Origin of the sequence: Salinarimonas rosea DSM 21201 (genome assembly GCF_000429045.1) — a bacterium.
GTDB lineage: Bacteria > Pseudomonadota > Alphaproteobacteria > Rhizobiales > Beijerinckiaceae > Salinarimonas > Salinarimonas rosea.
The window spans coordinates 258284-284731 of sequence record NZ_AUBC01000005.1 but is presented as its reverse complement, the minus strand read 5'-3'; the positions used below and the strand labels follow the sequence as shown (position 1 = coordinate 284731).

Below are 26448 nucleotides of genomic sequence, written 5' to 3'. Positions count from 1 at the left end.
GGTATTAGCCAAAGTTTCCCTTGGTTATTCCGAACCGATGGGCACGTTCCCACGCGTTACTCACCCGTCTGCCACTCACCCGAAGGTGCGTTCGACTTGCATGTGTTAAGCCTGCCGCCAGCGTTCGCTCTGAGCCAGGATCAAACTCTCACGTTGAAGAGATGTGATCCAAAGGCTTCACTACTCAGCGAAATAGACGAGGGTCACATGTTCGACCCGTCCCTCGCGGAACGAGCCGATGTGACCTTCAGAAAAAGTCGCGAGCAGTACGCCTCTCATCTCACGACCCGACCCCAGGCCCGCTCTCGCAAGGCCACGGAACCGGATCCGCAAGGACGAAAAGGCCGCCCACGCTTCTCCTTCTTCCTTCTCGACAATGTCAAAGAGCGGTCCGGAACACGACGGGCGCACCGACCGAGATCGGCGTTCCACCCTACATCCTGTCCGGAGAACCCGGCGGGGCGTGCCCGCCGCGGTGAGGAGCGCTATCTAGCGATCCCCCAACCCCCTGTCAACCGCGTTCGCGACGAAATTCTCGCCGCCCCGCCGAAGACCCCGAAGCGCCGTCCGCCATCCCCCGATCCCCCGCGCAGCCCCCGAAAGGAATGCCCGCAAGCCGGTAAAATGCGCGACGCTTCAAAGAGCTGCCCGATCCGCCGAAACCTCCGTGAGAAGGCCTCGCCGCGTCGGGAGCCGGGGTATAGGCGCATCCCGATTCGGCGTCAACGGCCATTTCGCGCCGATCGCGATCGGGGCCTGTGGATCGCTGTGCACGGCGTGCAGTTTTTCCGCCCCCGACGGCCGCAAAACGGCTGCATTGGCGCGGCGAATGGCCGATGCTCACGGCGTGCCCCGCGGCGGGGCGCCGCAGGCCCACACACGTCTCCGCACACGTCTCCATGCACGTCTCCATGCACGTCTCCATGCACGTCTCCATCCACCACCGCCCCGAGAGAGCCGCCGTCCCCGCATGATCGCCACTCCGCTTCCCGAGAGCCGCACGCTGCGCCCCGCCGCCGCGATCGCCACGATCACGATGGCCGCCTTCATGCTGCAGGGCGCGAACGGGCTCCTGCAGGTGCTGCTTCCCCTGCGGATGCGCGCCGATGGCCTGACGATCACCGAGATCGGTGCCGTCGCCGCCGCCTACGGGGTCGGTTTCGCGGTCGGCTGCCTGCTCGCGCCGCCGCTGGTGCGCACGGTCGGCCACATCCGCACCTACGCGAGCCTCGCCGCGCTGTCGGGGGCGATCGTGCTCGCCTTCGAGATCGCGCAGGGCCCGCTCGCCTGGATCGCCCTGCGCGGCGTGTCGGGCCTCGCGCTCGCGGGGCTGTTCACCGTGATCGACAGCTGGGTCTCGGCCACGGCGAGCGCGGCGAACCGGGGGCGGGTGATCGCGCTCTACCTGCTCGCCACCAAGACGGCGCTCGTGCTCTCGCCGCTCGGCATCGGGCTCGGCGCGGTGGAGGGCGCGGGCCTCCTCATGCTGATGGCGGCCGGGATGAGCCTCTCCCTCATCCCCATCGCCGCGACGCCGACGCGCGAGCCGCGCCCGCCGGTGCGCGTGCGCCTCGCGATCCCCTCGCTGATGCGGCTCGCGCCGTCGGCCGTCGTCGGCGCCTTCGCCGTCGGCCTGATCAACGGGCCGGTGATCGCGGTGGCCTCCGTCTACGGCGTCGCGGTGGGGCTCGCGCCCGGGGAGGCGGCGCTGCTGCTGCTCGCGATCCAGGCGGGGAGCCTCGTCTTCCAATGGCCGCTCGGCTGGCTCTCGGACAAGGTCGATCGGCGCACCGTCATCGCCGGATTGTTCGGCGCGACCGCGGTGGCGAGCGGGCTCATCGTCGCCGCGAGCACGCTCGCGCTGCCCCCGCTCGCCCTCGTCCTCGCCTTCGGCCTGTTCGGGGGCGTGGCGCTGTGCATCTACGCCGTGTGCGTGGCGCATGCCTGCGACCTGGTGGCGCCCGAGGCGATCGTGCCGACCGTGTCGAGCATGCTCGTCTGCTGGGCGCTCGGCGCGACGCTCGGCCCGCTGCCGGCGACCGCGCTGATGCAGGTCGCCGGTCCCCAGGCGCTCTTCCTCTACGTGGGGGCGATCTGCCTCGTGCTCGCGGGCTTCGTCGTCCTGCGCATCCGCCTGCGCCCGCGCGAGGCGGCGGGCGCCGGCTTCGTCAACGTGCTCGCCACGAGCGCGGTCTCCGCCGAGCTGACCAAGGCGAAGCGGCCCGAAAGCGCGGACGCGGCGACGGAGCCGGGGGACCCGCCGGTCGCGGCCGGGGAGGGGACGACGCCCGCGCCGGGCGAGGACGGGACCGAACAGCCGGCGGCGCCGGGCTCCGGGACGGCGGCCGAGCCCGTCCCGATCGAGCGCTCCTGAGCCGGTCTCGTCCGCCTTCCCGCGTCTCCTGCGAGGCGCCTTTCGCGCGATGGCACGGCCCGCGCGTTTGACACGGGCCGCCCGGCGGGCCTTTCATCCCAGCGAAACGGAGGAACGCGTCATGGAATACCTGCACACGATGGTCCGCGTCGGCGATCTCGACCGCGCGCTCGACTTCTACGTCGGCAAGCTCGGGCTCGTGGAGACTCGGCGCATGGACAACGAGAAGGGCCGCTACACCCTCGTCTTCCTCGCCGCCGAGAAGGATCTCGACCACGTGCGCGAGACGCGGGCGCCCCAGGTCGAGCTCACCAACAACTGGGACGAGCACGAGTATCAGGGCGGCCGGAATTTCGGCCATCTGGCCTATCGCGTCGACGACATCTACGCCACCTGCCAGAAGCTGATGGACGCGGGCGTCACCATCAACCGCCCGCCGCGGGACGGCTACATGGCCTTCGTGCGCTCGCCGGACGGGATCTCGATCGAGCTGCTTCAGCGCGGCGAGGCGCTGCCGCCGCAGGAGCCGTGGGCGTCGATGCCCAACACCGGTTCCTGGTGAGGGAGGCGCCGGCTCGGCCTGGATGATTCGCCGTGCGTCCGCGGCTCCTCAGTGTCGGTATCGCCACCCTCGACCACGTCTACGCGGTCGAGGAGATGCCGACGCGCGCGGAGAAGTACCGGGCGTACGGCTTCACCACGACCACCGGCGGCACCGCGGCGAACGCCGCCATCGCCATGACCCGGCTCGGCGCCGACGCGACGCTGCTGGCGCGTCTCGGCGACGACTGGGCGGGCGCCGAGATCGTCGATCGCCTGACCCGCGAGGGGGTCGATTGCAGCCGGGTGCGGCGCGTCCACGGCTTTCCCTCGCCGATCTCGGCGATCGTCGTCGACGCGATCGGCGAGCGGCTCGTCGTCTCGCACGCGGATCCCGCGATGCCGCGGGAGATCGACTGGCTCCCCGACGCGCTGCCCGACGGCACCCGCGCCGTGCTCGGCGACACGCGCTGGCAGGAGGCGACGGCGCACCTCTTCCGGCTCGCCCGCGAGGCCGGGATCCCGGCGGTCCTCGACGCGGACCGCGACCCGACCCACGCGCCCGAGGTGCTCTCCCTCGCGACGCACGTGGCCTTCTCGATGCAGGGGCTGCGCGACATCACGGGCCACGCGGACGCGCGCACGGCGCTCGAATCCTACCGCCCGCCCGTGCCCTGCTGGATCGCCGTGACGAACGGCGGGGAGGGGCTGTTCTACTGGGCGGGCGAGCGGGTCGAGCACATGCCGGCCTTCGACGTCCCCGTCGTCGACACGCTCGCCGCCGGCGACGTCTGGCACGGCGCCTTCGCCGTCCGGCTCGCCGAGGGGGCGGACGAGGTCGCGGCGGCGCGCTTCGCCTCCGCGGCGGCCGCCATCAAGTGCACGCGGTTCGGCGGGCGCGACGGAGCGCCGATGCGGGAGGCCGTCGAGGACTTCCTGCGGCAGCGCTCGGTAGCGTAAGCGGTCGACGCAGAGGAAATTGCACCTCGCTCGATTGCGTGTCCTTCCAGAGAAAGCATTTTTTAGACTTTCGCTCTGCGAATAGAGCCGTTCCAAACCGAGGGGCGGTAAAGCGATGCTCAAGAAGCTCACCTTGTCGAAGAAGGTTCTCGCCGTCGTGGTCCTGTCCGTGGCCGTGACGACCGCCGCGATGTGGTCCTTCGCGGCCCGGGAGATCTCGCAGCAGCTCGAGCGGATGCTCTACGAGCAGGCGGCCGGCGACCTGCGGACCCTGGCGCTGGTCTTCGCCGAGCGCATGCCCGAGGCGAGCGTCGCCGTCTCCGGCGCCGACGTGAGCCGCGCCGTCTCTCCGGATCTGACGACCTTCGAGGACGACGCGATCGTCGACACGACGGCGGCGATGACCGGCGGCGTCGCCACCGTGTTCGCGCTCGATCCCGCGCAGGGCAACTTCGTGCGTCGCTCCACCAACCTGCGCAAGGAGAACGGCGAGCGCGCCGACGGCACCTTCCTCGCCGCCGATCATCCGGCCCAGGCGGTGGTCCGCGCGGGCGGCACCTACACGGGTCCCGCGACCCTGTTCGGGCGCGACTACCTGACGATCTACCATCCGACGATCGACGCCGCGGGTGCGGTGAACGGCATCCTCTTCATCGGCATGCCGAGCGAGAGCTTCACCGCCGTCAAGAACGACGCGCTCGGCGGGATGCTCGTCGTCGCGGGCATCATCGCCGTCATCGTGATCGCCGGCTCGGGGGTCGTGGCGCAACGCATGTTCCGGCCGCTCGCGACCATCGCCGGGCGGGTCGAGCGTCTCGCCGAGGGCGACTGCGACGCGCCGATCCCGCATGCCGCTCGCGTCGACGAGATCGGCGCCGTCGCCCGCGCGCTCGCGGTGCTCGCCGACCGCAGCCGCGCGGCGGCCACGCTCGAGGCGGAGCGCCGCACGGTGCTCGAGGCCGACCGGGCCCGCCGCGAGGTGCTCGACGCGGCGATCGCCGACTTCCGCCGCGGTGCCTCCGAGATCGCATCGGGCCTGCGCGACCAGACGGCGGACCTGCGCACCCGCGCGCAGGACATGACGGCGGTCTCCGACAAGGCGAGCGGCGCTGTCGGCTCCGCCGCCACCGGCTCGCGCCAGGCGGCGGGCAACGTCGCGACGGTGGCGAGCGCCACCGAGGAGCTCGCCGCCTCGATCTCCGAGATCGGCGGCCAGCTCGACCGCGCCCGCGGGCTCGTCGAGCAGGGACTCGGGGAGGCCGAGGCGACGGACGGCAACATCGCCGGCCTCGCCGAGGCGGCCCAGCGGATCGGCGACGTCGTCGACCTGATCCGCTCGATCGCCGACCAGACCAACCTGCTCGCGCTCAACGCCACGATCGAGGCCGCTCGCGCCGGGGAGGCGGGCAAGGGCTTCGCCGTCGTCGCCGCCGAGGTGAAGGCGCTCGCGACCCAGACCGCCAAGGCGACGGAGGAGATCGCGCGCCATATCGTCGGGGTCCAGGGCTCGACGGACGGGGCGGTGGGGGCGATCCGCCAGATCACCGACCGCATGCGCGAGATCGACGTCGCGACCGCCGCCATCGCGTCCGCCATGACGCAGCAGGGCGCGGCCACGGCGGAGATCTCGCGCAACGTCCAGGATGCCGCGCGCGGCACCGACGAGATCACGGCGGGGCTGGGCGAGGTCACGACCGCCGCCGAGCGCTCGAGCGAGACCGCGCGGGCGGTGGAGGCGGCCGCGCAGGCCGTCGCCGGCGCCTCCGCGCGGATGGAGGCGGAGGTCGAGCGCTTCCTGACGCGGGTCGCGGCCTGAGGCGGAACCGCTGGGCTGCCCTCCGGCTTGCTGATAGAGCGGACGGGCGTGCCGGGCGGCACGCCCGTCCGCTCTCGTTCCGTGCACCTCTCGTCGAGCCCATGAACCTCTGGCTGCGCCTCCTCGCCGTCGTCCTCGCCGCGCTGCGGGGCCCGCGGCTGCACCCGATCGACGACGCCTCGCGCGTCGGCTTCCGGGTGATGCCCCACGACCTCGACGTCTCGCTCCACATGAACAACGGCCGCTACTGGACGCTGATGGATCTCGGGCGCGTCGACCTGATGATCCGCACCGGCCTGTGGAAGGCGATCCGCCGCCACGGCTGGGTGCCGATCGTCTCGGCCGGCAAGATCCGCTTTCGGCGCGAATTGCGGCTGTGGCGGCGCTTCCGGCTCGAGACCCGCATCGTCGCCTGGTCCGAGGCGTGGGTGGTCGTCGAGCACCGGGTCGTGACGCGCGGGCGCGACGGGGCGGAGATCCTCGCGGCGATCGCGCTCGTGCGCGCGGGGCTCTACGACCGGCGCGAGAAGGGCTTCGTGCCGGTCTCGCGGCTCCTCGCGGAGGTGGGCGTGCCGGAGACGGCGTCCCCCGCGATGACGCCGGAGGTCGCAGCCTTCATCGCGGCGGAGGATGCGCTCAGGGCCGCGGGGTGAGGCTCACCCGCGGCGCGTCCAGCGCGCGGTGATCACCTCGTTCCAGACGAAGGCGAAGACCGCGAGCAGGATCGCGCCGGGCACGATCGTGCCGACCAGGAAGCCGAGGCCGAGGCTCTCGTTGACGACCAGGAACGGGTTGACGGCGGCGGGCGGGTGCATCGTGCGGGTCGCGAGCATCGCGGTGACCGCGAGACCGCAGGCGAAGGCGGCCGTGTGGATCGAGGGGCCGAGCGCGTACAGCACGGCGTAGCCGACGAGCGCGGCGACGATGTGCCCGCCGATCAGCGCGCGCCGCGTCGACGCCTCCGCGTAGGGCAGGCCGATGACGAGCGCGATCGAGGTGACGAAGGGCACCTGCCAATAGGGCGTGCGGGTGGTCAGCGCCGCGAGCTCCAGCAGGCCGACCGCGATCGCGGTCGCGATGCCGGCGAGCACGAAGCGCACGGCGAGCGTCGACGGCTTGCGCACCACGAGCCGCATGCGCTTCCAGAGCTCCCCCGGCAGCCGCGGGCGCAGGCCGCCGCTCATGATCCCGCCCTCGTCATCTCCCCCCCGTCTCGTCACGCGTGCCTTCTCGGGTCATTGACACCGACGTCCTGCCGCGCGGCAAGCGCGACCGGCCCAATTCCGCGGTGCGGGAAACCTCCGCGACGGGCTCCTGCCGGGAGGAGCCGGCCGTCCGCAGTGCGCTATTCGGCGGCCGCGCGCCGCTCCGCGCGCCAGCGGGCGAGGAGGGCGCGCAGCGCCGCGGGCTTCAGCGGCTTGTTGAGGACGTGGATATGCTTCTCCGCCGCCTCGTCGCGCACGGGCAGCGTGCGATCGGCGGTGAGCAGGATCGCGGGCAGGTCGCCGAGCTTCCAGCGCAGGGCGGCGATCGCCTCGATGCCGGTGCCCTCGTCGAGATGGTAGTCGGCGATGACGACGTCCGGCCCGGCCGGCTCGTCGCGCAGGCGCTCCATCGCCTCCTTCAGCGAGGCGGCGGTCCCGACGCGGCAGCCCCAGCCGCCGAGCAGCGTGCGCATGCCCTCGAGGATCGCCGGCTCGTTGTCGATGGCGAGCACGCGCAGCCCCGCGAGCGGCATCGCCGGGACGATCGGCGCCTCCGCCGGCTGCGCCATCGCCGGCAGCGGGGCGACGACCGGGAGCAGCACGGAGAAGCGCGAGCCGCGCCCGCTCTCCGAGGAGAGGTCGAGCGTGTGGTCGAGGACGCGCGCGATGCGCTCGACGATCGAGAGCCCGAGCCCGAGCCCCCGCGCCACCTTCGCGCCCTGGTCGAGCCGCTGGAACTCGCGGAAGACGATGCGCTGCTTCGACGGGGGGATCCCGAGCCCGGTGTCGAGCACGTCGAGCCGCAGCCGTCCGCCGCGCCGGCGCGCGCCGACGAGGACGGTGCCCGACGGCGTGTACTTGATCGCGTTCGAGATCAGGTTCTGCAGCAGGCGGCGCAGCAGCCGGCGGTCGGAGCGCACGGTCAGCGAGGGCGCGACGAAGCGCAGCCGCAGGCCCTTCTCGGCGGCGACCGGCTCGAACTCGCGCTGGAGCTGGCGCAGCATCTCGTCGAGGCGGAAGCTCGACCATTGCGGCTTCATCGCGCCGGTGTCGAGGCGGGAGATGTCCAGCAAGGCCGTGAGGATCTCCTCCACCGCGTCGAGCGAGGCGTCGACGTTCTCGGCGAGCGTCGCGTCGCCGCCCTCGCGGTCGCGTTCGACGAGGGCGGTGGCGTAGAGGCGCGCGGCGTTGAGCGGCTGGAGGATGTCGTGCGAGGCAGCGGCCAGGAAGCGGGTCTTCGAGGCGTTGGCGTCCTCCGCCTCGGCCTTGGCGCGGATCAGCGCCTCGTTGAGGCGGGTGAGCTCCTCGGTGCGCTCGGCGACGCGCCGCTCGAGCTCTTCCGCGTTGCGTGCGCGCGCCTCCTCGGCGGCGACGGCCTCGGTGACGTCGGTGTAGGTCGTCACGAAGCCGCCGTCCGGCAGCGGCGTCGTGCGGATCTCGATGACGCGCTCGTGCGGGTAGAGCCGCAGGCGTACCGGCGCCGTGTCGTGGACGAAGGAGTGGATGCGCTGGGCGATCTGCTGCTCGATCACGCCCGGCCCGTAGGAGCCGCGGCTGGCGTTGAAGCGCACGATCTCGTCGAGCGAGATGCCCACGCGCACGAACTCCGGCGGCAGGTCGTAGAGATCCACGAAGGCACGGTTCCAGCACAGGATGTGCAGCTGCGAATCGAGCACGGTGATACCCTGGCGGGCGTGGTCGAGCGCGTGCTGGAGGAGGTCGCGGTTGGCCTGGATCGCGGCGGAGGCGTCGTCGAGGAGCTTGAGCGCGTCCGCCGTCGAGACGTTGCGCCGCTTGAGCACGAGCGACAGCGCGAGACGCGCCGAGGATGCACCGATGGCCGACGCGAGCAGGTGCTCGGCATAGCGCAGGAGGTGGATGTCCGCCTCCGCGCCGGCCTCGAGCCGCGCGCCCCGCGCCGAGGCGAAACCCTCGAAGGACCGGTTGGCGCGCTCCTCGCCGAGGTAGCGGGCGACGCTGGAGCGCAGCTCGTCGACCGTCACGACGGCGCGGAAGAAGCGGAAGGAGGGTGTCGCCGGCGCGTCCGCGACCGGCATGTAGGCCGCCGCCTGGAGCCGCTCGAGGGCGGTCATCGGGCGCGCCAGCGAGACGAGGACGTAGGCCGCGACGTTGAGCCCGAGGCTCCAGACCACGCCGTGGGTGAGCTCCGGCAGGCTGGTGCCGAACAGGCTCGTCGGCCTCAGGGCGTCGATGCCGAAGGGACCGGCGGCGAGGAGGCCGTCGACGATCGGCGAATGCCAGGCGATCGAGGGCAGCATCAGGGTGTAGGCCCACACCAGGAAGCCGATCGACAGCCCCGCCGCCGCGCCCGCAGCCGTGCCGCGCCGCCATACCAGCCCGCCGATGAAGGCCGGCGCGATCTGCGCCAGCGCCGCGAAGGCGAGGAGGCCGATGGCGGCGAGTGCCGCGTCCCCCGCCGCGCGGTAGTAGAGGTAGGCGAGCATGATCATCGCGACGATCGCGATGCGCCGGACGACCAGCACGAAGCCGCCGAGGTCGTCCGGCACGCTGCCGCGCTCACCCGGCTGCGCGGCGCTGGCGAAGGCGCCGCGGCGACGCAGGACGAGCGGGATGACGAGGTGGTTCGAGATCATGATCGCGAGCGCGACGGATTCCACGATCACCATCGCGGTCGCCGCCGAGAGCCCGCCGATGAAGGCCACGAGCGCCATCGCCCCCGCGCCCTGGGCGAGCGGCAGGCCGAGCACGGTCATGTCCGAGTCCACCGAGCCCGGCACGAGCGCGTCCGCGCCGGCGATGGCGATCGGCACGACGAAGACGTTGATCAGCACGAGGTAGAGCGGGAACAGCCAGGCCGCGCGACGCAGGTCGTCGGGCTCGCGGTTCTCGACGACGCCCATGTGGAACTGGCGCGGCAGCATCACGATGGCGATCGCCGAGAGCAGCGCGAGCGTCGCGAGGTAGCCGGGGCTCGAGGTCTGCCCCAGGAAGTCGCCCATCGAGATCTGCCCGGGCTGCGGGCTCGCGAGGCGCTCGACGAGCCCGGGCAGGCCGCCGAAGACGACGGCGATGGTCCAGAAGCCCACCATCAGGAAGGCGACGAGCTTGACCACGCTCTCGAGCGAGATGGCGAGCACGAGCCCGTCCTGGTGCTCGGTAGCGTCCGCGTGGCGCGTGCCGAAGCCCACCGCGAAGAAGGCGAGCACGGCGGCGACGACGAAGGCGAGATCGCCGAACATCGGGAAGGTCGTGCGTGCGTAGGCCATGGTCTCGTCGGCGGCGAGGAAGACGTCGAGCGAGGACGAGACGGCCTTGAGCTGGAGCGCGATGTAGGGCAGCGATCCGACCACCGCGATCAGGCAGACGAGCGCCGCGACGCGCTCCGACTTGCCGTAGCGGGCGGCGACGAAGTCGGCCACCGAGGTGATGTTCTGGTCCTTGGCGATGCGCACGATCCGCGCGAGCACCCGGTGCCCGAAGACGAAGACCAGGATCGGCCCGACATAGATCATCAGGAAGTCGAGGCCCGAGCCGGTGGCGAGCCCCACCGAGCCGTAGAACGTCCACGAGGTGCAGTAGACCGCCAGCGCCAGCGCGTAGATCCACGGCCGCGCCCGCCCCGCAACGAGCGACGCCCCCGATCGATCGCCCCAATGGGCGACGGCGAAGAGCAGCGAGAGATAGAGGAGGGCCGTGACGACGACGGCCCAGCCGGCGACCATGGTGGGAGACCCCGCCTAACCTGTGGAGCCATCTAGACTATCGGATCGGCCGGGGAAAGCGAGGGGGCGTGATCGGTGAAGACCACGCGGACAGGCTGGTACGGACAACGTCCGTATGATATGTATCGCGTACCGACTACGAGGAGCGGCACATGGCAATCCGGGAAGCGAAGGCCGAGCGGATCGAGATCCGGACGACGGCGGAGGTCAAGGCGCTCCTCCAGCAGGCGGCGAGCGCCTCTCACAAGAACGTGACGGACTTTCTCGTCGACGCAGGGGTCACGGCGGCCGAGGAAGCGCTCATGGATCGTCGGACCTTCCGCCTCGACGAGGAGCGCTGGGAAGCCTTCAACGCGATCCTCGATCGGCCGGTCGTCCACAAGCCGCGCCTCGCCGCTCTGCTCGCCAAGAAGAGCATCATCGAGTGACCGCCGCGCCGGAGCCCCTGCGCGCCATCGAGCCGCTCGGGGGCCATCACGACGTCGATAGCTTCTCCTGCGGGAGGGAGGCGCTCGACCGCTTCCTGAAGCGCTTTGCGCTCGTGAACGAGAAAGCCGGCAGTACGCGCACGTTCGTCCTGTGCCGTGGTGCGCACCGAGTGGTCGGGTACTACAGCCTCACGGTGGGCTCCGTCGATCCCGCCCATGTACCCCGGCGCGTGGCGAAAGGCCTCGCGCGGCATCCGATCCCGGTGATGCTCCTGGCGCGGCTGGCGGTCGATACTGACGAGCAGGGTCGGGGCGTCGGAAGCGAAATGCTGCGGGATGCCTTGCTTCGCACGCAGCGAGCCGCCGATCATGCGGGAATTCGCGCCGGTCTCGTCCACGCGAAGGACGCCGCCGCGCGAGACTGGTATGCCCGCTACGACTTCGAGCCGAGCCCGAGCGACCCGTATCACCTCTTCATGCTGCTGAAGGACGTCCGCGCGTTGCTCGGCCGCTGATCGGCCTGTCGTGCGGATCACCCCGCCCCCAGCCGCTCCCCCACCATCGCCAGCCGCTGCGCGTCCACGTTCGCGAACGCCACCCGCAGATAGTCCTCCTGCCCCGGCCCGAAGAAGCTGCCCGGCAGCATCAGCACGCCGCGCTCGACCGCGAGCCGCTTCGCGGTCTCCGCGGCCGGCGTGCCGGGCCAGGGGTGGCGGACATAGGCGAAGTAGGGGCCGATCGAGGCGATCTCCCAGCCCGGCAGCGGCGCCAGCGCGGCGGCGAAGGCGTCGGCGCGCGCCTCGAGCGTGGCGCGGGCCTCCTCGCGCCAGGGGCGCAAGGCCTCGATCGCCCAGGCGACCGCGGCCTGGCCGGCGCGGGCGGGGCAGATCTGAACGTTGTCGAGGATCTTGCCCGCCGCCGCGACGAGCTCCGGCCCGGCGACGAGCGCACCCAGGCGATGGCCCGGCACGGCATAGCTCTTCGAGAACGAGTAGAGGTGGACGACACCCGCGCGCCGGCCGGCGTCGCCGAAGAGCCCGTGCGGCGCGCCGGAGCCGAGGGGCAGGAAGTCGCGATAGGTCTCGTCGACGACGAGCCAGAGTCCGCGCCGCCGGGCGAGGTCGGCGAAGGCGGCGATCGTGTCCGGCGGGTAGATCGCGCCCGTCGGGTTGTTGGGGGTGACCAGCACGATCGCGCGCACCCGCGCGTCGACCAGCGCCTCGGCGTCCTCCGGGCGCGGCACGAACCCGTCCTGCGCCCGGCAGGGCAGGGGGCGCGCCTCGATCCCGAGCATCGCGAGCGTCATCTCGTGGTTGAAGTACCAGGGCGTCGGCAGCAGCACCGCGTCGCCGGGCGCGGCGATCGCGAGCATGGTCGTGACGAAGGCGGCGTTGCAGCCCGCCGTGATCGCCACGTCGTCGGCCGCGACCGGCCCGCCGTAGAGCCGCGACACGTCCGCCGCGAGCGCGCCCCGCAGGGTGTCGTCGCCGAGGATCGGCCCGTAGCGCGCGGCGTCCGCGGAGCCGGCGGCCTCCGCGAGCCGGGCCAGGAGAGCGGGATGCGGCGCACCGCCCGGTGCCGCCTGCGACAGGTCGATCAGCGGGCCGTGCGCGCCGGCATAGGCCCGCGCCCAGCCCTGGGCCTCGGGGATCGGCGGGGACTGGATCGCGGCGACGGCGGGTGAGAGGCGGGGGGACATGCGCGGGCCTCGAGCGGGGAGGGGAGACGAGCGCGCAGCAAAGCGCAGCCGGAGCCGTCGCGCCAGCCTCGTCAGCGCGCGAATCGCGTGGACAAGACCACCGAGGTCTGCGTCCGCTCGACGCCGTCGAGCGCGCCGATGCGGTCGATCACCGCATCGAGCGCCGCGACGCTCTCGGCGGCGACCTCGGCGATCATGTCGAAGGCGCCGGAGACGGAGAGCAGCCGGCGCAGCTCCGGCATCGCCGCGAGCGCCTTCGTCACCGCCGGCGTCAGCTTCGGCGCGGCGACGATCATGACGTGCGCGCGCACGAGACCGGCCTCGTAGTCCGCGGAGAGCCGCGCCGTGTAGCCGACGACGATGCCCGCGCGCTCGAGCCGATCGATGCGGCTCTGGACGGTGGTGCGCGAGACGCCGAGACGCCGGGCGATCTCGGCGACCGGCGCGCGGGCGTTCTCGCGCAGGAGCGCGATGAGCGCGCGATCCTTGTCCGTCGTCGTTTCGTCCATCGGCATCGGCGGTCTGTCCATTCTCGCTGTCGGAATGCGCGGAACGTAGCGTCGTTTCCGCCCCGGGGGAAGGCTAGCCTGAGGATCCGCCAGGAACGGAACGCCCGAGGAAGCAACCATGAAGGACATCGTCGTCGTCGGCGCCGGCAAGATCGGCCGCATCGTCGCCCGCATGCTCGCCGACACGGGCGACTACGCCGTCACCCTCGCCGATCGCGACGAGGCGGCGCTCGCCCGCGCGACCGAGGGCACGCCGGTGACCGCGGCGACGCTCGACATCGCAGACGCCGCAGCCATGCGCGCGCGCCTGTCCGGCGCCTGGGCGGTGATCTCGGCCGCGCCCTTCCAGCTCACCGCGGCGATCGCCGAGGCGGCGGCGGCGAGCGGCACGCACTACCTGGACCTGACCGAGGACGTCGCCACGACCCGGCGCGTCAAGGCGCTGGCCGAGGGCGCGACGGCGGCCTTCATCCCGCAATGCGGGCTCGCGCCGGGCTTCGTGTCGATCGTCGCCAACGATCTCGCGGCGGAGTTCGAGACGCTCGACGAGGTCAAGCTGCGCGTCGGCGCGCTGCCGCAGTTCCCGACGAACGCCCTCAACTACAATCTCACCTGGTCGACCGACGGGGTGATCAACGAGTATATCGAGCCCTGCGAGGCGATCCGCGACGGGCGCCTCGTCCAGGCGGCGGCGCTCGGCGAGCGCGAGGAGTTCTCGCTGGACGGCGTGCGCTACGAGGCGTTCAACACCTCCGGCGGCCTCGGCACCCTGTGCGAGACGCTCGCCGGGCGGGTGCGCACGCTGAACTACCGCTCGATCCGCTATCCGGGGCACTGCGCCGTGATGAAGGCGCTCCTCGACGACCTGCGGCTGCGCGAGCGCCGCGAGGTGCTCAAGGACATCCTGGAGCAGGCGGTGCCCACGACGATGCAGGACGTCGTCATCGTCTTCGTCACGGTGTCGGGGCAGAAGGACGGGCTGCTCACGCAGGAGACGTTCGCGCGCAAGATCTACGCCGAGCGGATCGGCGGGCGCGTGCGCTCCGCGATCCAGATCACGACCGCCTCGGCGGTCTGCGCGGTGCTCGACCTGCTCGCCGAGGGCCGGCTGCCGCAGGCGGGCTTCGTGCGCCAGGAGGACATCGGCCTCGCGGCCTTCCTCGAGAACCGCTTCGGTCGCGCCTACGCCCGCGGCGACGACGCCCGCGCCGCCGCCTGAGGCGTGCCTAGCGCGCGCGGCGCTCCGGCCGGAACGTCACCTTGATGCCCCCGGACTTCTCGGTGAGCGACACCTCCTCGAGGAAGCCGATTGTGCCGTCGGGCTTCAGGCCGCGCAGCTGCGCGCGGATGCGCGGGGCGTCGCTCGTCTCCTCCTCGATGTCGAACAGGTAGTAGGCGGCGCGGTGGGTGATCGTGCCGCCGCGCGAGGACGCGGACGGCGCGCCGACGACCGGCACCCGGCCGTGCGGCCCGGGGATCGTCGCGACCGAGCCGATGTGGTTGTGCCCGTGCAGCACGAGCTCGGCGCCGGTGCGGGCGATCATCGCCTCGAAGCGCTTGGCGTCGGTGAGGTTGCGGCCCGCCGAGGCGCCGGCGACATGGGGCGGGTGGTGGATCATCACCACGCGCACGAAGCCCTCCGCGCCGAGCTGCGCCAGGATGCGCTCGGTGGCCTCCATCTGGCGCCGCCCCATGCGGCCGCTGGCGACGAAGGGCGCCGTCGGGATTGCCGAGGACAGACCCACGAGGGCCACGTGCCCACGCCGGCGCACGTAGGGAAACTTGCCGAGCGCCCCGCCGTCGTCCTCCGTCCACGGCCCGCAGACCGCGAGCAGGCCCTGCAGCGCGCCTTCGATGTAGGCATCGTGATTGCCCGGCACGAAGCTCACCCGATCCGGCGGGCCGAGCCCTTCCAGGAAGACGCGCGCCGTCGACCATTCCTCGGGCAGGCCGATATTGGCGACGTCGCCCGTGCAAGCGATGTGGTGCGGCTCCTGCTCGTGCATGTCCGAGACGAGCGCGGCGAGGAGCTCCATGTCGTGCGCCTTGGTGCGCCCGCTGTGCCAGTTGAAGAAGCCGGTGAGCCGCTTGTTCAGCAGCTCCCGGAGCCGGGGGCGGGGCAGGGGACCGACATGGGGGTCCGTGAGATGGGCAATCCGGAACATCGGGTATCGAAACGTCTCCGCGCGCGGGAGAGTTCGCCTCTCGCGCGCCGAAGGTCAACCTCGACCGTCGTCGGGGAGGTGCGAGAGCGCGGCCGCGCAACCGCGAATGAGCCGGTCAGGCCTGGTCGGGGTCGGGCTTCTGCATCCACTTGATCAGCGGCAGGACCGGCACGACCCAGGCGAGGCCGAGCAGCATGTAGACCGCCGCCTGCGCGAGACCCGGAAGCTCCGCGATGCGGCTGTCGGCCAGGGCCATGGCGACGGGGCCGTAGACCATGACGAAGAGGATGATGACGATGGTGCCGACGAGCTTGCGGGTGCGCTGGGTCATGCGAGTCTTCCGGGGAGCGTTCCAGGGAGCGTTTCCCGCCGCGGGTGCGGCGATGCGGGGGCTGGCGGGGCGGCGTTCGAGCCTCTATGTCCGCCGCGAGCCGATGGATCAAGCGCGCGGACTGACGCGGGCCGCGCGTGCGCGAACGAGCGACGGATTGGGATGAGCACGCTGGCCGTTGAGACGACCGAATCCACGGGCGACGTCACGAGCGGTCCCGGCGCCGCGGCGAGCCCCCGCCTCGCCGCCGCGGTGCGGGCCTGGGTGTGGACGCTCGTCCTCCTCGTCGTCGCCATGGTGGCCGTCGGCGGCGCGACGCGGCTGACGGGGTCCGGGCTGTCGATCACCGAGTGGAAGCCCGTCACCGGCGCGATCCCGCCGCTCTCTGAGGCGGCCTGGCTCGCGGAGTTCGAGAAGTACCGGCAGATCGACCAGTACCGCCTGCTCAACGCCGGCATGAGCCTCGCCGAGTTCCAGGTCATCTACTGGTGGGAATGGGGTCACCGCCAGCTCGGGCGGCTGCTCGGCCTCGTGTTCTTCCTGCCGCTGGTGGTCTTCTGGCTCAAGGGGGCGGTATCGACACGCCTCGCCGGCGGGCTCCTGTTCATCGGCGCGCTGGGCGGGCTGCAGGCGACGGTCGGCTGGATCATGGTCGCCTCGGGCCTCGAGCCCGGCATGACGGCGGTGGCGCCGATCAAGCTGACCGCGCATCTCACCATCGCGAGCGTCATCCTCGCGCTCCTCGCCTGGGTGGCGACCGGCCTCTCGGCCCGCGAGCGCGCGCCGGTGTCCCCCGCCGTGGCGCGGGGCGCGGCGATCCTGGTCGCGCTCCTGTTCTTCCAGATCGCGCTCGGCGGCCTCGTCGCCGGCTCGCGGGCGGGCTTCACCTTCAACACCTGGCCCCTGATGGACGGCGGTTTCGCCCCCTCGCTGGCGACCCTGTTCGCGGTCGAGCCCCTCGTCGAGAACTTCGTCGACAACGTCGCGCTGGTGCAGCTGAACCATCGCCTCGTCGCCTACGCGCTCCTCGCCTTCGCGCTCTGGCACGCCGTCGCCACCTGGCGGGCGGGGCCCGGCGGGGCAGCGGCGAGGCGGGCGGTGGCGCTCGCGGGGATCACCACGGCTCAGGCGGCGCTCGGAATCGCGACGCTCGTCCTCGTCGTGCCGCTCTGGGCCGGCCTCGCCCACCAGGTGCTGGCCATGCTGATCCTGGTCATGGCGGTGGTGCACCTGCGCGCCGCCCGGGACGCGCGGGAGGCGGAGCCCACACCCGCCCTCACGCGCACGCCCTGAGCGCGTCCGCCAGCGCCTCGACCGCGAGATCGACCTCGGCCTCCGAGATGACCAGTGGCGGCGCGAGGCGGATCGTGTGCTCGTGCGTGTCCTTGGCGAGCACGCCCCGCTCCCGCAGCGCCTCGCAGACGCGCCGCGCGCCGCCGACCTCCGGGTGCAACTCCACCGCCAGCATCAACCCGCGCCCGCGCACGTCCTTGACGAGGTTCGAGCGGATGCCGGCGAGCCCGGCCTTCATCCGCGCGCCCATGGCGTCGGCGTTCTCGATCATGCCCTCCTCGACGAGCACCTTCAGCGCCGCGCGGGCGATGGCGCAGGCGAGCGGGTTGCCGCCGAAGGTCGAGCCGTGCTGGCCCGGCTTCAGCACGCCGAGCACCTCCTTGTTGGAGAGCACGGCCGAGACCGGGTAGAATCCGCCGGACAGCGCCTTGCCGACGAGTGTCACGTCCGCCTCGATGCCTTCGTGCTCCTCCGCGAAGAGCCGGCCGGTGCGGCCGAGCCCGGTCTGGATCTCGTCGAGGACGAGCGTGATCGCGTGCGCGGTGCACAGCGCCCGCACCCGCTGGAAGTAGCCCGGTGGCGGGATGATCGTGCCGGCCTCGCCCTGGATCGGCTCGAGCAGCACCCCGACCGTGCTCGGGCCGATCGCCGCCTCGAGCGCATCCGCGTCGCCGAAGGGCACGGCGACGAAGCCCGGCGCGAAGGGGCCGAAGCCGCCGCGCGCGTCCGGATCGGTGGAGAAGCCGACCACGCCGAGCGTGCGGCCGTGGAAGTTCTCCCGCGCGACGATGATCTCGGCGGTGCCGTCGGGCACGCCCTTGACCTCGTAGCCCCACTTGCGCACCGCCTTGATCGCGGTCTCCACCGCCTCCGCGCCCGAGTTCATCGGCAGTACCGTGTGCGAGCCGGTCAGCGCCGCGATCTCCTCGTAGAACAGCGGCAGCTGGTCGTTGCGGAACGCGCGCGACGTCAGGGTCAGGCGCTCCGACTGGGCGATCATCGCCTCGCGGATCTTCGGGTGGCAATGCCCCTGGTTCACCGCGGAATAGGCGGACAGGCAATCGAGGTAGCGCCGCCCCTCCACGTCCCACACCCAGACGCCGGAGCCGCGCTCGAGCACGACGTCGATCGGCTTGTAATTGTGCGCGCCGAGCCGTGTCTCGATCGCGATCAGGTCCTCGGCGTGGCGCGTCATGGCGGGTCTCCGTCAGGCGAGGGGGCGGGCGGGCTTCCTGTCGAGGATGGTGCGGCCGAACAGGCTCGCCAGGAGCTCCGTCATCAGCCGGGCGCTCTTGCCGCGCTCGTCCAGGTATGGGTTGAGCTCGACGAGGTCGACCGAGCGCACGAGCCCGCTCTCGTTGATCAGCTCCATCACGAGATGCGCCTCGCGATAGGTCGCGCCCCCCGGCACGGTGGTGCCGACGCCGGGCGCGAGATCGGGCTCGAGGAAGTCGACGTCGAGGGAGACGTGCAGGTGCGTGCGTGCCGGGTCGAGGCTCGCGAGGAAGTCCCGCATCAGCGCGGCGGCGCCGAACTCGTCGATGACGCGCATGTCCGAGACGGTCACGCCCTTGGCGTCCACGATCTGCCGCTCCTTGGCGTCGATCGAGCGCAGGCCGAAGATGTGCACCCGCGTCGGGTCGACGGGGGTGATGTCCGCCATCACCGGCGCGAGCGACGGCTCGCCGGTGAGGTAGGCGAGCGACATGCCGTGCATGTTGCCGGAGGGCGACGTCTCGGGCGTGTTGAAGTCCGCGTGGGCGTCGAGCCAGAGCACGACGAGGTCGCGCCCGGCCTCCTGCGCGATGCGCGCCGCCGCCGCCACCGATCCCATCGACAGCGCATGGTCGCCCCCGAGGAACACGGGCACGCCGCCCCGCTTCATCAGCGCATAGCCGCGGTCGTGGATCGCGCGCGTCCAGCCCGCGACCTCGCGCGCGTTGCGGCAGGACTCGACGAGCGGGTTGAGCGCCGTCTCCCCGCCGACGGGACGTGGGATCGGGATGTCGCCGTCGTCGCGCACGCCGTGGCCGAGATCGTGCAGTGCCTCGACGAGCCCCGCGGCCCGGTAGGCGGCGGGCCCCATGGAGCACCCGCGCACGCCCGCGCCGGCCTCCATCGGCACGCCGACGAGGGTGATCTCCGTGCGGGCGACCCCGCTCGCGCCGAGCGCCTGGATCATGTCTTGCCTCCGCTGGCGCGGGCCGACGCCGCGCCCCCGAGAGATATCCGCGTCTCGCCGCGAACGCCACCGGCTCCCGCGCGCGAGCGGACGGCGACGGTCGCCGGCGGAGCTCTCGCCCCGGACCGCTGCCCGGCGGGTGCCGGCCGCCCGGCGGGCGTATCGGCCCGGCGGTCCTCGTCCGCACCCGTCGACAAACGCCCGTCGATGGCGCACATACCTCGCAGGTTCCCTCCAGCCGTCCGCGTCGCATGAAACCCTCCCGCACCGCCGTCATCGCCGATCGCCTGACCTTCGGGCGGTTCGGGCAGCGTGGGACCGCGGGAGCGGCGATCCCCGCGCAGGTCGCGTTCGAGGACGTGCACGTCGATTACGGCGTCACCCGCGCGCTCGACGGGGTGAGCCTCACCGTGGAGCCGGGCGAGCTCGTCTGCCTGCTCGGCCATTCCGGTTGCGGCAAGACGACGCTGCTTCGCGTCGCGGCGGGCATCGAGCGCCCGACCGAGGGCCGCGTGCTGCTCGACGGGCGGGAGGTGAGCGGGCAGGCGGCGTTCGTGCCGCCGGAGGCACGGGGCGTGGGCCTGATGTTCCAGGACTACGCGCTGTTCCCGCACATGACGATCCTCGACAACGTGCTGTTCGGCTTGAAGAGCCTCGCCAGGGCCGACGCGCTCGCCGCGGCCTCGCGGGCGCTCTCGCGGGTGGGGCTCGAGCGGCTCTCGGGCGAGCATCCGCACGTGCTCTCGGGCGGCGAGCAGCAGCGCGTCGCGCTCGCGCGCGCCATCGCGCCGCGCCCGGGCGTGCTGCTGATGGACGAGCCGTTCTCCAACCTCGACCGGCGCCTGCGCGACCGGATTCGCGAGGAGACCGTGGCGATCCTGCGCGAGACCGGCGCCACGACCATCGTCGTCACGCACGATCCGGAGGAGGCGATGCGCATCGCCGACCGCATCGTGCTGATGCGCTCCGGCCGCATCGTGCAGGAGGGGACGGCGGAGTCGATCTATCGCCGGCCGGCGGACCTGTTCGCGGCGCGCTTCTTCTGCGACTTCAACGAGGTCGAGGGCACCGTTCGGCGCGGGCGCGTCGAGACGCCGCTCGGCGCCTTCCCCGCGCCCGGCCTCGCGGAAGGCGAGGGGGCGATCGTGTGCGTGCGCCCGCAGGCGATCCGGCTGCGCGCGCCCGGCTTCTGCCTGCCGGGACGGATCGTCGCGCGCCGCTTCCTCGGCGAGGTCGACCTCGTCCATGTGGCCGTCCAGGGCCTCGACGCACCCCTGCAGGCGCGCTGCCGCGAGAGCTGGGAACCGGGCGAGGGGGAGGATGTGGGAATCGACGTCGACCCGGCCGAAGTTCTTGTTTTCGCCACGGCCCGCCACTAGGTTGGGCGCGGTTGGAATAGGTGGCGCCGCGGGCCGGCGCTGGAGGAAACGCTCATGACTCCGAGCTTGTGGCAAATCATCGTCGTCGGCCTGCTCGTCGTGCTCCTGTTCGGGCGCGGCAAGATCTCGGCGATGATGGGCGACGTCGCCCAGGGCATCAAGGCCTTCAAGAAGGGCATGTCCGAGGACGAGAGCGAGAGCGCCCGGGCCGACGCCAACGAGCCGCCGCGCTCGATCGAGCACCAGCCGGGCCAGACGGCGCCGAGCGCGCAGAACGCGAACGCCAACAAGGCCGGCTGAAGGCCGCGCCGGACGTTCCCGCCCGCCCGCCGGGTTCGGGGTCCTGCCGTACGACGCGGACCCGTGCGTGCCGCGACTGCGAGGCTCGAGGGTGCCATGTTCGATCTGAGCTGGGGCGAGATGCTGCTGGTCGGCGCGGTGGCGCTGATCGTGATCGGCCCCAAGGACCTGCCCCGCACCCTGCGCGCCGTCGGCCAGGTGGTCGGCAAGGTGCGCCGCATGGCGTCCGAGTTCCAGGGGCAGTTCAACCAGGCGATCCGCGAGGCGGAGCTCGACCAGGTCCGCAAGGAAGTCGAGGGTATGGGCCGTGCCGCCCAGGCGGGGCTCAACCCCGCCAAGGCGGCGCGCGACGAGCTCAAGCGGGCGGTCGAGGGCAAGCCCACCGACAAGAAGCCGGCGGCGGGGCCGAGCCTCGCGAAGGACCGGGACGCGAAGGACCGGGACGCGAGAGCCGCGGACGGCGCGCCGGCGGACGGCAAGGCGTCCGTCGTGCAGTCGGCCGAGGGCAAGGTCTCCTTCGTCGAGGCGTCGGACGACGGGGCTGCCCACGCCGATGCGAGGCCCGCGGCGACGGCGATCGATGATCCCGGCGCGAAGGCGGCGCAGCCTCCCCCGCCGGTGCAGGCTCCCGCGCCGCAGCCGATCCCCGTCGCGAGCGCCGCGCCGGCGGAGAAGGAAGAGGTCAAGCCGTGACGATCTCCGTCGATCCCGACGACATCGAGGCGTCGCGCGCCCCGCTCATCGAGCACCTGATCGAGCTGCGCCAGCGGCTGATCCGCTCGATGATCGCCTTCGTGGTGCTGTTCGTGGCGTCGTTCGGCTTCGCGAAGTACATCTACAACATCCTCGTCCAGCCCTACGTGAACGCGGTGGGCTCGCCGGAGATGGCGCGGCTCGTCTACACGCACGGGCTCGAATACCTGTTCACGCAGCTGCAGGTCGCGTTCTTCGGCGCGGCCTTCCTCGCCTTCCCGATCATCGCCACGCAGATCTACAAGTTCGTCGCACCGGGCCTCTACAAGAACGAGCGCCAGGCCTTCGTGCCCTACCTCGTGGCGACGCCGGTCCTGTTCGCGCTCGGGGCGATGGTGGTCTACTTCATCGCCATGCCGCTGCTGATGACCTTCTCGGTCGGCATGCAGCAGCTCGCCGTGGAGGGCGCGCCGACGATCGAGTTCCTGCCCAAGGTGAGCGAGTACCTCTCGCTGATCATGACGCTGATCTTCGCCTTCGGCATCTGCTTCCAGCTCCCGGTGGTGCTGACGCTGCTCGCGCGCGCGGGGATCATCGATTCGGCCTACCTCAAGGACAAGCGCAAGTACGCGATCGTCCTCGTGTTCATCGTCGCCGCCCTGTTCACGCCGCCCGACATCATCAGCCAGTTCGCCCTTGCGATCCCGACCCTGCTTCTCTACGAGCTGTCCATCTTCGCGGTGCAGATGGCCGAGAAGAAGCGTGCGGATGCCGAGGCCGCGCGCGACGCGGCGAACGAGTGAGGCGTCCTCGATCCGGCGCCGCGCACCAGACCCGGCACCGGCTCGAGAGACATGCACGACATCCGCGCCATTCGCGAGAATCCGTCCGCCTTCGACGAGGGCCTGCGCAGGCGCGGGCTCGCGCCGCAGTCCGCGGCGCTGCTCGCCCTCGACGACCGCCGCAGGAGCGTCATCGCCGAGGCACAGGCCGCGCAGGAGCGCCGCAACAGCCTCTCCAAGGAGATCGGCGGGGCGAAGAAGGCGCGTGACGAGGCGCGTGCCGAGGCGCTGATGGCCGAGGTGGCCGGGCTGAAGGAGCGCCTCGGTGCGCTCGAGGCCGCCGAGAAGGAGGCCGTCGACGCGCTCGAGCGGGAGCTCGCCGGCCTCCCCAACCTCCCCGCCGACGACGTGCCCGAGGGGCCCGACGAGAGCGCCAACGTCGAGCGCTCCACCTGGGGCACGCCGCGCCGCTCGAACGCCGCGCGCGAGCACTACGAGCTCGGCGAGGCCATGGGGCTGATGGACTTCGAGACGGCGGCGAAGCTGTCGGGCTCGCGCTTCGTGGTGCTCAAGGGCCAGCTCGCCCGGCTCGAGCGAGCGCTCGGGCAGTTCATGATCGATCTCCACACGAGGGAGCACGGCTACACCGAGGTGTCGCCGCCGCTCCTCGTGCGGGACGAGGCGTTCTTCGGCACGGCGCAGCTGCCGAAGTTCGAGGACGACCAATTTTTTGTCCACAGGGACAGCGATCTGTCAGTCAGTCTTGAGGCCTACGATCGCGAGGCGTTCTCCTCGCCAATGAGCGTCGAGGAAGAGATTAATCGATATGACGATCCTGTTTTGAACATGGCTTGGAATCAATACCTGAGTGGTGGTGGCGCTATCGATGAAAGCTTGCGAGAGGCATACAGGCAGATACATCTGAGGGAAGTAGTTCGGCGCCTTCGCGCACACAAAGGTGGCGGTGTTCCTCGCCTTGGCCTCATCCCCACGGCCGAGGTCCCCCTCACCAACCTCGCCCGCGAGCAGATTCTCCCCGAAGGCGAGCTGCCCCTGCGCTTCACCGCGCTCACCCCCTCCTTCCGCGCCGAGGCCGGGGCCGCCGGGCGGGACACGCGCGGCATGCTGCGCCAGCACCAGTTCTGGAAGTGCGAGCTCGTCTCGATCACCACGCCCGAGCAGTCGAACGACGAGCACGAGCGCATGCTCGGCTGCGCCGAGGCGGTGCTGAAGGCGCTGGAGCTGCCCTACCGAGTCGTGACGCTGTGCTCGGGGGACATGGGCTTCGCGGCGCGCAAGACCTACGACATCGAGGTCTGGCTGCCGGGGCAGGACACCTTTCGCGAGATCTCGTCCTGCTCGAATTGCGGGGACTTCCAGGCGCGGCGCATGCAGGCGCGCTTCCGCCGCGACGGCAAGGCGCATTTCGTCCACACGCTGAACGGCTCCGGCATCGCGGTCGGCCGCGCGCTCATCGCCGTGATGGAGACGTACCAGAACGAGGACGGCTCGGTCACGGTCCCGTCGGCGCTCGTGCCCTATATGGGCGGGCTCACGCGAATCGAGACCGCCCGACCCGAGAGGCCTTGAGACCCATGCGCATCCTCTGCACCAACGACGACGGCATCCACGCGCCGGGCCTCAAGAGCCTGGAGAAGATCGCCCGCCAGCTCTCCGACGACGTCACCGTGGTGGCGCCGGAGACCGACCAGTCCGGCGTCTCGCACTCGCTGTCGCTGAACGATCCGCTGCGCCTGCGGGAGACGGCGGAAGGGCATTTCGCCGTGAAGGGCACGCCCACCGACTGCGTGATCATGGCGATCCGCCACATCATGGCCGACCGCCGGCCGGATCTCGTGCTCTCGGGGGTGAACCGCGGCCAGAACGTCGCGGAGGACGTCTCGTACTCGGGCACGATCGCGGCCGCGATCGAGGGCACGATGCTCGGCGTGCGGTCGATCGCGCTGTCCCAGGCCTACGGCGCCGGCGGCCGTGGGGCGATCCAGTGGGGCTGCGCGGAGGCGCACGGGGCGGAGGTGGTGAAGAAGGTGCTCGGCCTCGAGCTGCCGCGCCACACGCTCGTCAACATCAACTTCCCCGACTGCGCGCCCGAGAAGGTGGAGGGCGTCGCCGTCACGCACCAGGGCCTGCGCAACCAGGAGCTGCTCAGCATCGACGAGCGCCGCGACGGGCGCGGCAACCCGTATTTCTGGATCGCCTTCGCGCGCGCCCCCTTCACGCCGGGCCACGGCTCCGACCTCTGGGCGCTCGCCAACCGGCGCATCTCGGTGACCCCGCTCAAGCTCGACCTCACCGACGAGCCGACGATGACGGCGCTGGCCGAGCTGTTCGACTGAGTGCACCGGCATCCGACCGGGGTGCTCCGTCGTGTCTCGGTGCCAACCCCGGATGCGGCATTTCGTGGCGCCACGGCGCCTGCTAGGGTCGGCGGCGTCGGTCGTCCCGGCCGGGAGCACCCCATGCGCCGCCTTCGCGTCTGCGTCGTCCTGATCGCCGGGAGCATCGGCACCGCCGCGGCGCAGGAGCCCTGCGGCGGTCCCGAGCGGCCCTGCGCGATCTCGGACGGCGTCTACTACATCGTGCCGCCCGCCTCCGCCGCGGGCGCCGTCGGCGCGCCCTGGGTGCTCTACCTGCACGGCTACGGCGGGTCGGCCGGCGGCATGGCGGCGAATGCGGCCGTCGTCGACGCGTATCGCGATCGCGGCTACGCGCTCGTCGTGCCGCAGGGCGTTCCCAACCGCCCGGACGGGCCGTCCTCGTGGTCGCTGCGGCCGGAGAGCCGCATGGGTCGGCCAGGATCGACGCCGCGCGACGACGTCGCCTTCCTGCTGGCGGTCATCGACGACGCCGTCGACCGCTTCGGCCTCGACCGGGAGCGCGGCCTCGCTGCCGGGTTCTCGCTCGGCGGCTCCATGGTCTGGGACCTCGCCTGCGTGGCACCCGACGCTGCCGCGGCCTACGCGCCCGTGGCCGGCGGGTTCTGGGAACCCCTGCCGGAGGTCTGCGCCGGCCCCGTCCGGCTTCTGCATGCGCACGGGTTCGCGGACACGGTGGTGCCGCTCGAAGGCCGCCCGATCGGGGAAGGGCCCGACCCCCTGCACCAGGGCGACGTCTTCGCGGGCCTGGCGATCTGGCGGGAGACCCTCGGCTGCGCGCCGAACCCCGACACGCATGAGCTGGGCGACCGGTTCTGGCGCAAGAGCTGGACGGGATGCGACGCGGGCGCCCTCGACCTCGTCCTCTTCCCCGGCGGCCATCGCGTGCCGGAGGGGTGGACGGACCTCGCCCTCGACTGGTTCGAGGCGGGCGACAACCCGTGAGGCGATGCCTCACGCGGCGTGGTCGACCGTGCGCCCCGCGATCGTCTCCGCCACCCATTCGGGGTCGCGGGCGATCAGCTTGAGGTAGGAGACCAGCACCGGGTCGGGGTTGTGGCGGCCCTGCTCGACGTCGCGCACGCGCCCCAGCGAGATCCCGTACCGGGCGGCGAAGGCCTCCTGGGTGAGGCCGAGGCGCTCGCGGGTGCGGCGGACGGCATACCCCGCCTCGGCGCGCGCGATCATGTCGTCCGTCATCGGAGGATTGTCGGGGTCCGAGAGCGCGCTCGCCTCGATCTCCGCCTCGGTCATGGCCTCCAGGCGGGCGCGCTGCTCGGGGGTGAAGTCCCGAGGCGCGGTGCCGTCGAGGCTGCGCCGCACGATCGCCATGTCACGTCCCTCCCTCGTAGAGCCGGCGCTCGCGCCGGTTCGCGCGCCGTGCGGAGATGATCCGCGCCACATCCCCGCGCATCGTGAACACGACGGCGAGGCAAAGCCCGCCGACGGCGCCGATAGCAGTGAAGCGCTCCTCGCCGTAGTCGAAACGCTTGTCTGCGGCGACGCGTTGCCGACCGTCGCGGAAGACCTCTATCGCGATCTCGAACGACACGCCGTGCTTCGCCTCGTTCGCCGAGGCCTTGGCATCGTCCCACTCGAAGGCCGTCGGCGCGCTCACGGCTCGACACTACGGGCGATCCGTAGCGCTGTCCACACCCCGCCCACGACGCCGCAGCGCAGCGCACGCGCGTC

The 26448-nt window shown here is 71.9% G+C and carries 26 protein-coding genes and 1 rRNA gene; 16 read left to right on the top strand and 11 right to left on the bottom strand.

Going from position 1 to position 26448, the window contains the following annotated elements; translation table 11 throughout:
- Positions 1 to 156 (bottom strand): 16S ribosomal RNA (locus tag G407_RS0105175); the annotation flags it as partial.
- A gap of 814 nt (positions 157 to 970) precedes the next feature.
- Between G407_RS0105175 and G407_RS0105170 the strand changes: the two genes are divergently transcribed.
- The 5 genes from G407_RS0105170 to G407_RS0105150 all read left to right on the top strand — a co-directional run bounded on the left by G407_RS0105170 (position 971) and on the right by G407_RS0105150 (position 6343).
- Positions 971 to 2374, top strand: a complete 1404-nt coding sequence (locus G407_RS0105170) for an MFS transporter (RefSeq protein ID WP_029029960.1) — start codon at positions 971 to 973, stop codon at positions 2372 to 2374.
- Positions 2375 to 2495: 121 nt separating this feature from the next.
- The gene (locus G407_RS0105165) at positions 2496 to 2936 is read left to right on the top strand and encodes a VOC family protein (RefSeq protein ID WP_029029959.1); all 441 of its coding nucleotides are present in this window, start codon (positions 2496 to 2498) and stop codon (positions 2934 to 2936) included.
- Between the two features lie 32 nt (positions 2937 to 2968).
- Positions 2969 to 3874: a PfkB family carbohydrate kinase gene (locus G407_RS0105160; RefSeq protein ID WP_029029958.1), complete on the top strand. Its 906-nt coding sequence runs from the start codon at positions 2969 to 2971 to the stop codon at positions 3872 to 3874.
- A 115-nt stretch (positions 3875 to 3989) separates the two neighbouring features.
- On the top strand, positions 3990 to 5690 hold the full coding sequence (locus G407_RS0105155) for a methyl-accepting chemotaxis protein (protein ID WP_029029957.1): 1701 nt from the start codon (positions 3990 to 3992) through the stop codon (positions 5688 to 5690).
- 101 nt (positions 5691 to 5791) lie between these two features.
- The gene (locus tag G407_RS0105150; protein ID WP_029029956.1) at positions 5792 to 6343 is read left to right on the top strand and encodes an acyl-CoA thioesterase; all 552 of its coding nucleotides are present in this window, start codon (positions 5792 to 5794) and stop codon (positions 6341 to 6343) included.
- A gap of 3 nt (positions 6344 to 6346) precedes the next feature.
- On the opposite strand, the gene G407_RS0105145 is transcribed toward G407_RS0105150, so the two are convergent.
- Together G407_RS0105145 and G407_RS0105140 are read right to left on the bottom strand one after the other, a co-directional pair.
- On the bottom strand, positions 6347 to 6874 hold the full coding sequence (locus G407_RS0105145; protein WP_210163077.1) for an HPP family protein: 528 nt from the start codon (positions 6872 to 6874) through the stop codon (positions 6347 to 6349).
- A 161-nt stretch (positions 6875 to 7035) separates the two neighbouring features.
- Positions 7036 to 10599, bottom strand: coding sequence for a PAS domain-containing hybrid sensor histidine kinase/response regulator (locus tag G407_RS0105140; RefSeq protein ID WP_029029954.1), 3564 nt, complete (start codon positions 10597 to 10599; stop codon positions 7036 to 7038).
- A gap of 152 nt (positions 10600 to 10751) precedes the next feature.
- Here G407_RS0105140 and G407_RS25830 point away from each other — a divergent pair, with 152 nt between their 5' ends.
- Positions 10752 to 11027 carry a type II toxin-antitoxin system TacA family antitoxin gene (locus tag G407_RS25830; RefSeq protein WP_043538938.1) on the top strand — a complete coding sequence of 92 codons (276 nt, stop codon included), beginning with the start codon at positions 10752 to 10754 and terminating at the stop codon, positions 11025 to 11027.
- The gene (locus G407_RS25825) at positions 11024 to 11542 is read left to right on the top strand and encodes a GNAT family N-acetyltransferase (RefSeq protein WP_043538937.1); all 519 of its coding nucleotides are present in this window, start codon (positions 11024 to 11026) and stop codon (positions 11540 to 11542) included. The genes G407_RS25830 and G407_RS25825 overlap by 4 nt, the downstream gene beginning before the upstream one ends.
- A gap of 17 nt (positions 11543 to 11559) precedes the next feature.
- On the opposite strand, the gene G407_RS0105130 is transcribed toward G407_RS25825, so the two are convergent.
- Together G407_RS0105130 and G407_RS0105125 are read right to left on the bottom strand one after the other, a co-directional pair.
- A complete protein-coding gene (locus tag G407_RS0105130) occupies positions 11560 to 12726 on the bottom strand; it encodes an aminotransferase (RefSeq protein ID WP_029029953.1) in 1167 nt (388 codons plus the stop codon).
- 71 nt (positions 12727 to 12797) lie between these two features.
- Positions 12798 to 13241: an Lrp/AsnC family transcriptional regulator gene (locus G407_RS0105125; protein ID WP_029029952.1), complete on the bottom strand. Its 444-nt coding sequence runs from the start codon at positions 13239 to 13241 to the stop codon at positions 12798 to 12800.
- Positions 13242 to 13353: 112 nt separating this feature from the next.
- Here G407_RS0105125 and G407_RS0105120 point away from each other — a divergent pair, with 112 nt between their 5' ends.
- On the top strand, positions 13354 to 14454 hold the full coding sequence (locus G407_RS0105120) for a saccharopine dehydrogenase family protein (protein ID WP_029029951.1): 1101 nt from the start codon (positions 13354 to 13356) through the stop codon (positions 14452 to 14454).
- Positions 14455 to 14461: 7 nt separating this feature from the next.
- On the opposite strand, the gene G407_RS0105115 is transcribed toward G407_RS0105120, so the two are convergent.
- Complete coding sequence (locus G407_RS0105115; RefSeq protein WP_029029950.1) at positions 14462 to 15400, bottom strand: metallophosphoesterase family protein; 939 nt, start codon at positions 15398 to 15400, stop codon at positions 14462 to 14464.
- Positions 15401 to 15515: 115 nt separating this feature from the next.
- Positions 15516 to 15731, bottom strand: coding sequence for a DUF2842 domain-containing protein (locus tag G407_RS0105110; RefSeq protein WP_029029949.1), 216 nt, complete (start codon positions 15729 to 15731; stop codon positions 15516 to 15518).
- Between the two features lie 162 nt (positions 15732 to 15893).
- On the opposite strand from G407_RS0105110, the gene G407_RS0105105 reads away from it, so the two are divergent.
- Complete coding sequence (locus G407_RS0105105; protein ID WP_052340971.1) at positions 15894 to 17024, top strand: COX15/CtaA family protein; 1131 nt, start codon at positions 15894 to 15896, stop codon at positions 17022 to 17024.
- On the opposite strand, the gene rocD is transcribed toward G407_RS0105105, so the two are convergent.
- Positions 17008 to 18219, bottom strand: a complete 1212-nt coding sequence (rocD, locus tag G407_RS0105100; RefSeq protein ID WP_029029947.1) for an ornithine--oxo-acid transaminase — start codon at positions 18217 to 18219, stop codon at positions 17008 to 17010. The two genes, G407_RS0105105 and rocD, sit on opposite strands and share 17 nt — an antisense overlap.
- Positions 18220 to 18231: 12 nt before the next feature.
- Positions 18232 to 19206, bottom strand: coding sequence for an arginase (rocF, locus tag G407_RS0105095; RefSeq protein ID WP_052340970.1), 975 nt, complete (start codon positions 19204 to 19206; stop codon positions 18232 to 18234).
- A gap of 251 nt (positions 19207 to 19457) precedes the next feature.
- Here rocF and G407_RS0105090 point away from each other — a divergent pair, with 251 nt between their 5' ends.
- The 7 genes from G407_RS0105090 to G407_RS0105060 all read left to right on the top strand — a co-directional run bounded on the left by G407_RS0105090 (position 19458) and on the right by G407_RS0105060 (position 25701).
- On the top strand, positions 19458 to 20585 hold the full coding sequence (locus G407_RS0105090) for an ABC transporter ATP-binding protein (RefSeq protein WP_084327317.1): 1128 nt from the start codon (positions 19458 to 19460) through the stop codon (positions 20583 to 20585).
- A gap of 54 nt (positions 20586 to 20639) precedes the next feature.
- The gene (locus tag G407_RS0105085) at positions 20640 to 20885 is read left to right on the top strand and encodes a twin-arginine translocase TatA/TatE family subunit (RefSeq protein WP_029029944.1); all 246 of its coding nucleotides are present in this window, start codon (positions 20640 to 20642) and stop codon (positions 20883 to 20885) included.
- Between the two features lie 96 nt (positions 20886 to 20981).
- Positions 20982 to 21578: a Sec-independent protein translocase protein TatB gene (gene tatB, locus G407_RS32790; RefSeq protein WP_052340969.1), complete on the top strand. Its 597-nt coding sequence runs from the start codon at positions 20982 to 20984 to the stop codon at positions 21576 to 21578.
- On the top strand, positions 21575 to 22381 hold the full coding sequence (gene tatC, locus G407_RS0105075; protein WP_029029943.1) for a twin-arginine translocase subunit TatC: 807 nt from the start codon (positions 21575 to 21577) through the stop codon (positions 22379 to 22381). Before tatB ends, tatC begins: the two co-directional genes overlap by 4 nt.
- Positions 22382 to 22432: 51 nt before the next feature.
- Positions 22433 to 23950, top strand: a complete 1518-nt coding sequence (gene serS / locus G407_RS0105070; RefSeq protein ID WP_029029942.1) for a serine--tRNA ligase — start codon at positions 22433 to 22435, stop codon at positions 23948 to 23950.
- 5 nt (positions 23951 to 23955) lie between these two features.
- The gene (gene surE, locus G407_RS0105065) at positions 23956 to 24717 is read left to right on the top strand and encodes a 5'/3'-nucleotidase SurE (RefSeq protein WP_029029941.1); all 762 of its coding nucleotides are present in this window, start codon (positions 23956 to 23958) and stop codon (positions 24715 to 24717) included.
- Positions 24718 to 24840: 123 nt separating this feature from the next.
- Positions 24841 to 25701: a CE1 family esterase gene (locus G407_RS0105060; protein ID WP_029029940.1), complete on the top strand. Its 861-nt coding sequence runs from the start codon at positions 24841 to 24843 to the stop codon at positions 25699 to 25701.
- 9 nt (positions 25702 to 25710) lie between these two features.
- Here G407_RS0105060 and G407_RS25815 read toward each other — a convergent pair whose 3' ends face one another.
- Together G407_RS25815 and G407_RS0105050 are read right to left on the bottom strand one after the other, a co-directional pair.
- Positions 25711 to 26088 (bottom strand): helix-turn-helix domain-containing protein, encoded by a 378-nt coding sequence (locus G407_RS25815; protein WP_342418128.1) that lies wholly within the window; start codon positions 26086 to 26088, stop codon positions 25711 to 25713.
- Position 26089: 1 nt separating this feature from the next.
- A complete protein-coding gene (locus G407_RS0105050; protein WP_029029939.1) occupies positions 26090 to 26374 on the bottom strand; it encodes a BrnT family toxin in 285 nt (94 codons plus the stop codon).
- Positions 26375 to 26448 lie beyond the last annotated feature (74 nt).

What these genes read in the sequence shown, in the direction of transcription:
- G407_RS0105170 (WP_029029960.1), top strand. Translation starts at nt 971, where the DNA reads ATGATCGCCACTCCGCTTCCCGAGAGCCGCACGCTGCGCCCCGCCGCC.
- G407_RS0105165 (WP_029029959.1), top strand. Translation starts at nt 2,496, where the DNA reads ATGGAATACCTGCACACGATGGTCCGCGTCGGCGATCTCGACCGCGCG.
- G407_RS0105155 (WP_029029957.1), top strand. Translation starts at nt 3,990, where the DNA reads ATGCTCAAGAAGCTCACCTTGTCGAAGAAGGTTCTCGCCGTCGTGGTC.
- G407_RS0105150 (WP_029029956.1), top strand. Translation starts at nt 5,792, where the DNA reads ATGAACCTCTGGCTGCGCCTCCTCGCCGTCGTCCTCGCCGCGCTGCGG.
- G407_RS0105145 (WP_210163077.1), bottom strand. Translation starts at nt 6,874, where the DNA reads ATGAGCGGCGGCCTGCGCCCGCGGCTGCCGGGGGAGCTCTGGAAGCGC.
- G407_RS0105140 (WP_029029954.1), bottom strand. Translation starts at nt 10,599, where the DNA reads ATGGTCGCCGGCTGGGCCGTCGTCGTCACGGCCCTCCTCTATCTCTCG.
- G407_RS25830 (WP_043538938.1), top strand. Translation starts at nt 10,752, where the DNA reads ATGGCAATCCGGGAAGCGAAGGCCGAGCGGATCGAGATCCGGACGACG.
- G407_RS0105130 (WP_029029953.1), bottom strand. Translation starts at nt 12,726, where the DNA reads ATGTCCCCCCGCCTCTCACCCGCCGTCGCCGCGATCCAGTCCCCGCCG.
- G407_RS0105125 (WP_029029952.1), bottom strand. Translation starts at nt 13,241, where the DNA reads ATGCCGATGGACGAAACGACGACGGACAAGGATCGCGCGCTCATCGCG.
- G407_RS0105120 (WP_029029951.1), top strand. Translation starts at nt 13,354, where the DNA reads ATGAAGGACATCGTCGTCGTCGGCGCCGGCAAGATCGGCCGCATCGTC.
- G407_RS0105115 (WP_029029950.1), bottom strand. Translation starts at nt 15,400, where the DNA reads ATGTTCCGGATTGCCCATCTCACGGACCCCCATGTCGGTCCCCTGCCC.
- G407_RS0105110 (WP_029029949.1), bottom strand. Translation starts at nt 15,731, where the DNA reads ATGACCCAGCGCACCCGCAAGCTCGTCGGCACCATCGTCATCATCCTC.
- G407_RS0105105 (WP_052340971.1), top strand. Translation starts at nt 15,894, where the DNA reads ATGAGCACGCTGGCCGTTGAGACGACCGAATCCACGGGCGACGTCACG.
- rocD (WP_029029947.1), bottom strand. Translation starts at nt 18,219, where the DNA reads ATGACGCGCCACGCCGAGGACCTGATCGCGATCGAGACACGGCTCGGC.
- rocF (WP_052340970.1), bottom strand. Translation starts at nt 19,206, where the DNA reads ATGATCCAGGCGCTCGGCGCGAGCGGGGTCGCCCGCACGGAGATCACC.
- G407_RS0105090 (WP_084327317.1), top strand. Translation starts at nt 19,458, where the DNA reads ATGAAACCCTCCCGCACCGCCGTCATCGCCGATCGCCTGACCTTCGGG.
- G407_RS0105085 (WP_029029944.1), top strand. Translation starts at nt 20,640, where the DNA reads ATGACTCCGAGCTTGTGGCAAATCATCGTCGTCGGCCTGCTCGTCGTG.
- tatB (WP_052340969.1), top strand. Translation starts at nt 20,982, where the DNA reads ATGTTCGATCTGAGCTGGGGCGAGATGCTGCTGGTCGGCGCGGTGGCG.
- serS (WP_029029942.1), top strand. Translation starts at nt 22,433, where the DNA reads ATGCACGACATCCGCGCCATTCGCGAGAATCCGTCCGCCTTCGACGAG.
- surE (WP_029029941.1), top strand. Translation starts at nt 23,956, where the DNA reads ATGCGCATCCTCTGCACCAACGACGACGGCATCCACGCGCCGGGCCTC.
- G407_RS0105060 (WP_029029940.1), top strand. Translation starts at nt 24,841, where the DNA reads ATGCGCCGCCTTCGCGTCTGCGTCGTCCTGATCGCCGGGAGCATCGGC.
- G407_RS25815 (WP_342418128.1), bottom strand. Translation starts at nt 26,088, where the DNA reads ATGGCGATCGTGCGGCGCAGCCTCGACGGCACCGCGCCTCGGGACTTC.